Annotated in this window: 10 protein-coding genes; 8 read left to right on the forward strand and 2 right to left on the reverse strand. The window is 70.3% G+C overall.

Annotated elements, in window-relative coordinates; translation table 11 throughout:
• On the forward strand, nt 1-656 hold a 656-nt coding region (budA, locus tag BFF77_RS12420), incomplete at its 5' end, for an acetolactate decarboxylase (protein ID WP_066947798.1).
• A gap of 186 nt (nt 657-842) precedes the next feature.
• Nucleotides 843-1,661 (forward strand): SAM-dependent methyltransferase, encoded by an 819-nt coding sequence (locus BFF77_RS12425; RefSeq protein WP_066947800.1) that lies wholly within the window; start codon nt 843-845, stop codon nt 1,659-1,661.
• Nucleotides 1,662-1,752: 91 nt separating this feature from the next.
• Here the strand turns inward: BFF77_RS12425 and BFF77_RS12430 are convergent, their stop codons facing one another.
• Nucleotides 1,753-2,445, reverse strand: a complete 693-nt coding sequence (locus tag BFF77_RS12430; RefSeq protein ID WP_066947803.1) for a response regulator — start codon at nt 2,443-2,445, stop codon at nt 1,753-1,755.
• Nucleotides 2,442-4,235 carry an ATP-binding protein gene (locus BFF77_RS12435; protein WP_066947805.1) on the reverse strand — a complete coding sequence of 598 codons (1,794 nt, stop codon included), beginning with the start codon at nt 4,233-4,235 and terminating at the stop codon, nt 2,442-2,444. The genes BFF77_RS12430 and BFF77_RS12435 overlap by 4 nt, the downstream gene beginning before the upstream one ends.
• Nucleotides 4,236-4,492: 257 nt before the next feature.
• Between BFF77_RS12435 and BFF77_RS12440 the strand changes: the two genes are divergently transcribed.
• The 6 genes from BFF77_RS12440 to BFF77_RS12465 all read left to right on the forward strand — a co-directional run.
• Entirely contained in the window at nt 4,493-5,308 is an 816-nt protein-coding gene (locus BFF77_RS12440; protein WP_066947808.1) for an ABC transporter ATP-binding protein, read from the forward strand.
• Nucleotides 5,298-6,218 carry an ABC transporter permease gene (locus tag BFF77_RS12445; RefSeq protein ID WP_066947822.1) on the forward strand — a complete coding sequence of 307 codons (921 nt, stop codon included), beginning with the start codon at nt 5,298-5,300 and terminating at the stop codon, nt 6,216-6,218. The genes BFF77_RS12440 and BFF77_RS12445 overlap by 11 nt, the downstream gene beginning before the upstream one ends.
• 103 nt (nt 6,219-6,321) lie before the next feature.
• The gene (locus BFF77_RS12450) at nt 6,322-7,356 is read left to right on the forward strand and encodes an ABC transporter substrate-binding protein (protein WP_066947810.1); all 1,035 of its coding nucleotides are present in this window, start codon (nt 6,322-6,324) and stop codon (nt 7,354-7,356) included.
• Between the two features lie 104 nt (nt 7,357-7,460).
• On the forward strand, nt 7,461-7,958 hold the full coding sequence (locus BFF77_RS37740) for a hypothetical protein (RefSeq protein ID WP_066947813.1): 498 nt from the start codon (nt 7,461-7,463) through the stop codon (nt 7,956-7,958).
• A gap of 195 nt (nt 7,959-8,153) precedes the next feature.
• Complete coding sequence (locus tag BFF77_RS12460) at nt 8,154-8,324, forward strand: hypothetical protein (RefSeq protein ID WP_161230518.1); 171 nt, start codon at nt 8,154-8,156, stop codon at nt 8,322-8,324.
• 66 nt (nt 8,325-8,390) lie between these two features.
• Nucleotides 8,391-9,560, forward strand: a 1,170-nt coding sequence (locus tag BFF77_RS12465; RefSeq protein ID WP_066947819.1) for an SPFH domain-containing protein, incomplete at its 3' end; no start/stop codon positions are given.

The raw sequence follows: 9,560 nt of genomic DNA on the forward strand, positions 1-9,560 counted from the left end.
ACGAGGGGGACGTCACCGTCGCCGAGCTGCTGACCCACGGCGACTTCGGCCTCGGCACGTTCAACCGGCTCGACGGCGAGATGGTCGTCCTCGACGGCATCTGCTACCACCTGTGGTCCGACGGCAGCGCCGCGCCCGCCGAGCCCACGGACCGTACGCCCTTCGCGGTCGTGACGCGGTTCGAGCCGCAGGGGAGCATCCGGGTCACCGAGCCCACGGAACGGGCCGGGGTCATCGCGCTGATCGACAAGGTGATCCCCAGCGCCAATCTCGTCCACGCCATCCGGATCACCGGCACCTTCGGCTCGGTCCGCACCCGTACGGTCATGAAACAGACCCCGCCCTACCCGTCCCTGGTCCAGGCCACCGAGGGCCAGGCGGAGACCACCTTCGCGGGTTCGGCGGGAACGCTCGCCGGATTCCGCTCGCCCGACTACGAGCAGGGCATCTCGGTCGCCGGATACCATCTCCACTTCCTCAACGCCGGCCGCGGCAGCGGCGGCCACGCGCTGGACTTCCGGCTGGACGCCGGCGACATCGACATCAGCACGGCCTCGGAGTTCCATCTGAGCCTTCCCAGGTCCGGGAAGTTCCTGAACGCCGATCTCAGCATGGACCGGATGGCGGAGCGGATCCGTCGCACGGAAGGCGGCTGACCGCGGCCGGCCGGCCGCTAGCAACCGCCGACCGCACGTCGTTCCGGACCATACCTAAGAGATCACCGAGCGCTTAGACTCGGGCCAAGGCTTTGATCGGGGCCGGGCCTGGCCGGGCGCCGATCGGGACCGGGACCGGTACACGGGTACCGCAGAGCGCGGATCCCGGTACCGGCGGAAGGAGCGATGGTGGCACCGCAGGGCTCTCCGGACGACCGTTTCAACACCGGCGAGGCGCATTCGGCGCGCGTCTACGACTACATCCTCGGCGGCAAGGACAACTATCCGGTCGATCAGCAGGCCGGCGACGCGATGTGCGAGGGGTGGCCCGCGCTGCCCGTCCACATGCGCGCCAACAGGGAGTTCATGCACCGCGCGGCCCGCCATCTGGCGCGGGAGGAGGGCATCGGGCAGTTCCTGGACATCGGCACCGGACTGCCGACCTCGCCCAATGTGCACGAGGTGGTGCAGGAGGAGCGCCCCGACGCGCGCATCGTCTACGTCGACAACGACCCGATCGTGCTGGCCCACGCCCGCGCGCTGCTGACCAGCACTCCCGAGGGCCGCACCGCGTATGTCGACGCCGACATGCGGGATCCCGAGGCGATCATCAGCTCTCCGCAGTTCCAGGAACTCCTGGATCTGAGGAAGCCGGTCGGCCTGATGGTCATCGGCATCCTGCACTTCATCCTCGACAGCGACGACGATCACGGCCTTGTCCGGCGCCTGCTCGACCCGCTGCCCGCGGGCAGCTTTCTGGCCATGACCATCGGCACCGCCGATTTCGCTCCGGTCGAGGTCGGCCGGGTCGCCGCCGAGTACGCCAGCCGCGGTATGCCCATGCAGCTGCGTACCCGCGCCGAGGCCGAGACCTTCTTCGCGGGCCTCGACATGGTCGAACCGGGACTGACCCAGGTCCATCACTGGCGGCCCGACCCGGACCAGGAACCCATCGACGACCGTGACATAGCCATGTACGGCGCCGTCGCCCGCAAGAGCCGCTGACCACCGGGCCGCGGTCGTACCGTCACGTCGCTGTCTTACCGCGCCGGCCCGGACCTCCGGGCGGGCCCGGTACGACCGGCGGGGGCGGGTCTCAGCCCGTCCGCGCCCACGCGTAACGGTGCTCCGGGCGGCCCGTGTCGCCGTACTTCAGGGTCAGGCTGATGTGCCCGGTCCGCTCCAGATACTTCAGATAGCGCTGGGCCGTGGAGCGGCTGACCCCGGTGCGCTCCGCGACCTCGTGCGCGGAGAGCGGCTGCTCGGCCTCGCCCAGCGTGCGCCGGATGAGGGCGACGGTCGCCACGGAGTGGCCCTTGGGGAGTTCCGAGCGAGGGGCGTCCGCGATCTTGAACGCGCTGAAGATACGGTCCACCTGCTCCTGGCCCGCCTCACCGCGTCCCCCGACACCGTCCAGGGTGCGGCGCATGGCCGCGTAGCCGTCGAGTCTCGCCCGCAGCCCGGCGAAGCTGAACGGCTTGACCAGATACTGGAGCGCTCCGTACCGCATCGCGGCCTGCACCGTGGCCACGTCACGGGCCGCCGTCACCATGATCACATCGGCGTGGTGGCCGAGCTGCCGCATCCGCCGCACCAGCGTCAGGCCCGTCTCGTCCGGCAGATAGTGGTCGAGCAGGACGAGATCGACATGGGCGCGCTCCAGCGTGGCCAGGGCCTGCGCGGCGGTATGGGCGCGGCCGATGACACGGAAGCCGCGCACCTGTGCCACATACGCGGAGTTGATCTCGGCGATGTGGAAGTCGTCGTCCACCACGAGCACATCGATCATCGTGACTCTCCCGCGGGAGTGAGCTGACGGGCGGAGGGAGCGTCCCCGGCGATGGGCGGGGCTTCTCCGGCGAGATCGTCCGGAGCGAGCGCCTCCGGCAGTACGACGGTGAAGACCGCGCCGCCGCCCGCGCGTGCCGTCACCCGGGCCATACCGCCGTACCGCTCGGAGAGCCGGCGTACCAGGGCGAGCCCGATGCCCCTGCCGCGCCGGAAGGCCGGCGGCGGCGGACCTGACGGCTCCCCGGACATCTCGCCGGACAGCTCGTCGGACGGCGGGGGAGCGGCGGGCCGTTTGGTGGACCAGCCCTCCGCGAAGACGCGCTCGCGCAGCTCCGGCGGCACTCCCGGGCCGGTGTCGCTGACGCGTATCACCGCGGTGGTGCGCTCGGCACGCAACTCGACCTCCACGAAGGACTCGGCTCGTGCGTCCTCCGCGGGCGCTTCCCCGGTCCGCCCGGCCGCCGGCGGCCCCGCCAGATGCCGCTCGGCGGCGGCGTCCAGCGCGTTGTCGATGAGATTGCCGAGCACGGTCACCAGATCGCGCGGATCGACCACACGGTCCGGCAGCAGGGTGGCCGAGGAGATCCGCAGGGAGACACCGCGCTCGGCGGCTATGGCCGCCTTGCCCACGAGCAGGGCCGAGAGCAGCGGATCGTGGACGCGCTCGGCGATCTGCTCCGCCGAGGCCCGGTGCGCGTTGGCGACGTCGGCGACGAACTCCGCCGCCCGCTCGTGGCGGCCGAGTTCGAGCAGCCCGAGCACGGTGTGCAGCCGGTTGGCGTGCTCGTGGTCCTGGGCGCGCAGCGCGTCGAGCAGCCCCTGGGTGCTGTCCAACTCGCGCCCGAGCAGTTCCAGTTCGGTACGGTCACGCAGCGTCACCACGGCTCCGCCGTCCCGGGTCGGCATCCGGTTGGCGACCAGGACCCGGCCGCCGCTGACGGTCAGCAGATCCGTGCCGTCCACCCGTCCCGCCAGGACGTCCGTCGTACGGCCCGGCGCCAGCACATCGTCCAGCGCGCGGCCGGTGGCATCCGCGTCGAGCCCGAGCAGCCGTACCGCCTCGTCGTTGGCGAGCCGGATCCGGCTCTGCCGGTCGAAGGCGACGACACCTTCACGGACTCCGTGGAGCATCGCCTCCCGCTCGTCCAGCAGCGCCGAGATATCGGCGAAGGCGACACCGTGCGTGATACGGCGCAGCCGCCGCGAGACCGCGATCGCGGCCAGCGCGCCCGCGCCCAGCGCCGCGCCCGCGCAGAGCAGCAGTCCGGGGATGGCACCGATCAGCCGCTGGCGCACACTGTCGTACGCGATGCCCACCGACACCGCGCCGACGATCTTCCCGTCGCTGTCGAGCAGCGGCACCTTGGCGCGGGCCGAGCGGCCCAGGGTGCCGTTGTCGATCTGCCGGATCTCATGGCCGGAGAGCGCGACGCTCGGATCGGTCGAGACATGCCGGCCGATCTCGGCGGTGGTGGTGTGGGACCAGCGCACACCATGGGTGTCCAGCACCACGACATACAGCGCCTGGGTCGCCCGGCGGATCCGCTCCGCCTGGGCCTGCACCGGCCCGGACGGACTCGGCGCCGTGGTGAGCAGGCCCCGCGCGATGTTCGGATCGGCGGCGGTGGTCTCGGCGATGGCCAGGGCCCGGCGAGTGGCCGCGTCGTCCAGCTCGGAGCCGAGCGGTGCGAGAAAGAGCCCGGTGGCCAGCACCATCACCCCGGTGGTGATGACGAGCTGCACCACCAGGACCTGGGCGGCGACACGCCGTGGCCAGCGCAACCGCATCCCGTCCCTCTCCCTCTCCCGGCGCTCCCGGGGTCCCGCGGATCACTTCCGGCCGCTCCCCGTGCGGAACAGGCCGGTCCGTTTAACATCACTGTGCACGCAACGTAAGCCGCCGGGAAAGCGGCTGCCCAGCCCTGTGGTGCGCTTTTGTGGTTCTGGTGTGAGCAGAACGAGCAGAACGGGGTTTGCGCGCAGAAAAACGGATTGCGCCCACAAGACTGCCGCCCCGGCCCGTCGCGCTCCTAGCCTCCCGGCCCATGAGCAGCAATACGAGCCCCGCCATCGAGCTGCGGGGAACGAGCAAGGCATTCCGGACACCGTCGGGAGCGCTGCACACCGCCGTCAGGGATCTGGACCTGACGGTCGAGCGCGGCGAGTTCGTCGCGGTGGTCGGCCCCACCGGATGCGGTAAATCGACGACGCTGACGCTGGTCAGCGGGTTGGAGGAGCCCACCGAGGGCGAGGTGCTGGTGGCCGGTGAGCCGGTGAGCGGCATCGGCGACAAGATCGGCTTCGTCTTCCAGCAGGACGCGGTCTTCCCCTGGCGCACCGTGCTCTCCAATGTGATGGCGGGCCCGCGCTTCCGCGGCGTACCGAAGAGCGAGGCGAGGGAACGGGCCCGTGAGTGGCTCGCCCGGGTCGGGCTCTCGTCCTTCGAGGACCGCTATCCGCACCAGCTCTCCGGCGGCCAGCGCAAGCGTGTGGCGCTCGCGGCGACCTTTGTCAACGACCCCGAACTCCTGCTCATGGACGAGCCCTTCTCGGCTCTCGATGTGCAGACCAGGGCCCTGATGTCGGACGAGCTGCTGGAGCTGTGGGCGGGAACGGGCGCCTCGGTCGTCTTCGTCACCCATGACCTGGAGGAGTCGATCGCCCTCGCCGACAAGGTCGTGGTGATGACGGCGGGTCCCGCGACCGTCAAGGAGGTCTTCACCATCGACCTGCCGCGTCCCCGCAAGGTCGAGTCCGTACGGCTCGAACCGCGCTTCGTGGAGATCTACCGGGAGATCTGGTCCTCGCTCGGCGAAGAGGTGCGGATCACCCGCGAGAGGGGTGCGGCCGATGCCGCCTGAGACCGTCGCCGTTCCGCCCGCCACCGGGGCCGGCAAGGGCAAGGGCAGAGCCGTCAGGACCGGAGCAGCCGCCGACGGAGGGGGCGGCGGAGAGCGCACCCAGGCCAGGGCGCGGGCCGCGCGCAACCACCGGATCGTGGTCCAGGGCGCCCGCGTACTGCTTCTCGTCGCGCTGATCGGGCTGTGGGAGTGGATGGCCCGCAGCGCCGTCATCGATCCCTTCAATTTCTCGATGCCGTCCAAGATCTGGGACCAGATGCGCCAGTGGGCGCTGCACGGCACTCCGCAGGGCTCCCTGTGGGAGCAGATCTGGTACACGCTCTACGAAGCGCTCCTCGGCTGGATCATCGGTGTCATCGGCGGAGTGGTGCTGGGGATCGCGCTCGGCCGGATCCGCTTCCTCGCCGAGGTGCTCGGCCCGTACATCAAGGTGCTCAACGCACTGCCCCGGATCGTCCTCGCCCCGATCTTCCTCATCTGGTTCGGCCTCGGTCCGGCCTCGAAGATCGCCTCGGCCGTGGTGCTGGTCTTCTTCCCGGTCTTCTTCAACGCCTTCCAGGGAGCGCGGGAGGTCGACCGCAACCTGGTCTCCAACGCCCGGATCCTCGGCGCGAGCAACCGGCAGGTCACGCTCCAGGTGGTCATTCCGTCGGCCACCTCATGGATCTTCACCAGCCTGCATGTCAGCTTCGGCTTCGCGCTGATCGGCGCGATCGTCGGCGAGTACATCGGCGCGACCAAGGGGCTCGGTCTGCTGGTCTCCGCCTCGCAGGGCACGTTCAACGCGGCCGGTGTGTACGCGGCCATGGTGATCCTCGCCGTCGTGGCACTGCTCGCCGAAGGGCTCCTCTCCTTCCTGGAGAAGCGGCTCTTCCGCTGGAAGCCGGTCGAGGCCGGCGCCGAGCGCTGATCCCCGTACCACCGCCCGACCCTCTCCATCCCCGTCCAGTTCCTGTCCATCCCTGTCCTCCCCTCCGTCTCACCCCCAGCACCTCTTCACAAGGACGTGAACCATGCGCAGACACATCGGGATCCCGGCCGCCGCGCTCGCCGCGACGCTGGCCCTCGGCACACTGACCGCCTGTGGCGGCGACTCCTCCGGCTCGGGCTCCGGCTCCGGTGACAAGGTCAAGATCATGGTGGGTGGCCTCGACAAGGTCATCTACATGCCCGCGATGCTCACCCAGCAGCTCGGCTACTTCAAGGACGAGGGCGTCGACGTGGAACTCCTCACGGAGCCCGCCGGTGTGCAGGCCACCACCTCACTCGTCTCCGGCGATGTGCAGGGTGTCGTCGGCTTCTACGACCACACGCTCGACCTCCAGGTCAAGGGCAAGCTGGTCGAGTCCGTGGTGCAGTTCTCGCACGCCTCGGGCGAGGTGGAGGTCGTCTCCAACAAGGCCGCGGCCGGGATCACCTCGCCGAAGGACTTCAAGGGCAAGAAGCTCGGTGTCACCGGCCTCGGCTCGTCCACCGACTTCCTGACCAAGTACCTGGCGGTCAACGACGGTGTGAAGACGGAGGAGTTCACGGCGGTCGCGGTCGGAGCGGGCCAGACCTTCATCTCGGCCCTTCAGCAGGGCTCGATCGACGGAGGCATGACGACCGATCCGACGGTCGCGCAGATCCTGGACAAGAAGCTCGGCAAGGTCCTGATCGACATGCGGACGCCCGAGGGCTCGAAGGCCGCGCTCGGCGGCCCGTACCCGTCCTCCAGCCTGTACATGAACACCGACTGGGTCGACGGCCACAAGGAGACGGTGCAGAAGCTGGCCAACGCCTTCGTGAAGACGCTCCGGTGGATGTCCACGCACTCGCCGGAGGAGATCGCCGCCAAGATGCCCGCCGACTACGCGCAGGGCGGCAAGGAGCTCTACGCGCAGGCCATCAAGAGCACGCTGCCGATGTTCACCACGGACGGTGTCATGCCGGCCGACGGACCGGAGACCGTCGAGCGCGTACTGAAGGCGTTCAACCCCAACCTCCAGAACGCCACGGTCGATCTGAGCAAGACCTTCACCACGGAGTTCGTCAAGAAGGCCGGCTGAGCGAGCCGGCCCGCCGCGCGGGCGGGCACGCGGTCACGATGTGCCGGAGCGGTACGGTCACGATGTGCCGGACCGGTGGCGGGCGGGGCGGCACTGTGGGTGCTGTGTCCCCCGTCCCCGCCATCGGGGCCGAGGGCGCGCGGATCACCCGGGCCGCGGGAACGTACGACGAGGCCGTACGCCGCGCCGCCGACGCGGCGGCCGGGCCCGGCGCCGTACTCTTCCGCCGCGCGAGGGTCTGGACGCGGCTGTCGCCGTCACCGACGAGGACAGCGCGGACGCGGTCCGTGACCCCGCCGCCCTCGGTGTCCCGGCGGGCCCGTGCGGGGGCGGCCTCACTGGCCGGTGCCCGTGCCGCGCTGACCGGCGACGGCGGCGCCGGCCGCAGGAGCGCGCTCGGGATCGGACCGGACGCGACCGTCGTGCTGCTCAGTACCGAGGGCACCGCGGCCAATCCCGTCGGCGCGGCAGGCGCGGCAGGCGGCCCGGGCGCGGCAGGCCGGGCGGACACGGAAGGCACGACCGGTGCGGGGACCGGGACCATGGCCGGCATGGCCGGAACGCCGTCGGCACGCCCTCCCGATGGCCCCGGAGTAGTGTGAATTCATCGAGGGTATGTCGCCGTCGGCCGCTTCGCCGAGGGCGTCCTCGATGAAGGACGAGGTCGGAGGCACGGCCCTCCAGAAGGCGTGGTCCCATGATCGCGGCTGAGGAAGCGGGCGGGGTACGGACGCGGGCAACGACACATGTGCGCCGCAGATGAGTCCGCACAGAGTCCTGTCGGTGCGATCGGCAGGGTGACCGTCCCGATCCCGGCCGACGGACCCGGCGAGGTCCTGGTGTCCGTACGGGGCGGTTCCGAGGCCTACGCGGCCTGGGCGGACCACCCGATCGGCAGAAACCTCCGCGTGATCGTCGTGGAGTGCATCTCGGCGCGTTCGGTGATCGTGGAGCCTTTTCCCGCCTGAGTTCTCGGCCGACCGGCAAATGCGAGGTTTTCGCGAGGTAGCGAGGTAGTACGACAGGAGTCCGTCATGCTGTTCTGGCATGTTCCCGCGCCCAACGAGGCGATGCTCATATCCGGCTCCAAACGGCAGGCGCAGGACACTCAGTTCCGTATCGTCACCGGGCACGGCAGCTTTGTGATGCCCATCAAGCAGAAGGCCCGCATGCTGTCCCTGGCGCTGCGGGAGGCAGAGATCGTGGAGGACTGCGTCACCCAGCAGGGCATCCGGCTCCGGGTCCGCGCCGTCGCGGTGTTCAAGGTCGGTGACGACGCCGTGTCCATCGCCAACGCGGCCCGCCGCTTCCTGGCGGAACAGGACCGGATGGAGGAACTGGTGGGCCGGATCTTCGCCGGTCACCTCCGCTCCATCGTCGGCGGACTGACCGTCGAGCAGATCATCCGCGAGCGTGACCGGGTCGCCCAGGAGGTGAAACAGGGCAGCCACAGCGAGATGGAGAAGCTCGGGATCGTCGTGGACGCCCTCCAGATCCAGGAGATAGACGACGCCACCGGCTATATCGACAATCTGGCCGCTCCCCACGCGGCGGCCGTCGCGAGCCAGGCGCGGATCGCACAGGCGAAGTCGGACCAGGAGGCGGCCGAGCGCGAACAGCAGGCCGCCGCGCTCAAGGCCGAGTACGAACGGGACACCGCGATCAAGCGGGCCGGCTTCCATGCCGAGACGGAGCAGGTCAACGCCCGCGCCGCGCAGGCGGGACCGCTGGCCGAGGCCAGGTCCTCGCAGGAGACCATCGAGGAGCAGACGGCCCTGGCGGAGCGTCAGGCCCAACTGGCCGCACAGCGGCTGGAGGCCGAGGTCAGGCGCCCGGCCGACGCCGAGGCGTACCGGCAGCGCACTCTCGCCGAGGCCGCTCGCGACCGGGCGAAGTTCGAGGCGGACGGCAGCGCGTACACCGAGCGCGCCCTCGCCCAGGCACAGGCCGACGCGAACACCGCCCGTGCCGCGTCGCTGAAGGACGGTAACCAGGAACTCATCGCCGCCAACCGCCTGGTGGAGAATCTGCCGGCGCTGGCCGACGCGGCCTCCCGGGGCATGTCCGGTGCCCATCTGACCGTTCTGAACGGCACCGACGGTGTCAACGACATGGCGGCGGGTCTGGTCGGCCAGCGCCGGCAGATTCTCCACCAGGCGGTTGGCGGCGATGAGTTCCTGGTTACCGTCCTTCAGCGACGCGGC

Source organism: Streptomyces lushanensis (genome assembly GCF_001700515.1).
In the GTDB taxonomy this organism is placed as follows: domain Bacteria; phylum Actinomycetota; class Actinomycetes; order Streptomycetales; family Streptomycetaceae; genus Streptomyces; species Streptomyces lushanensis.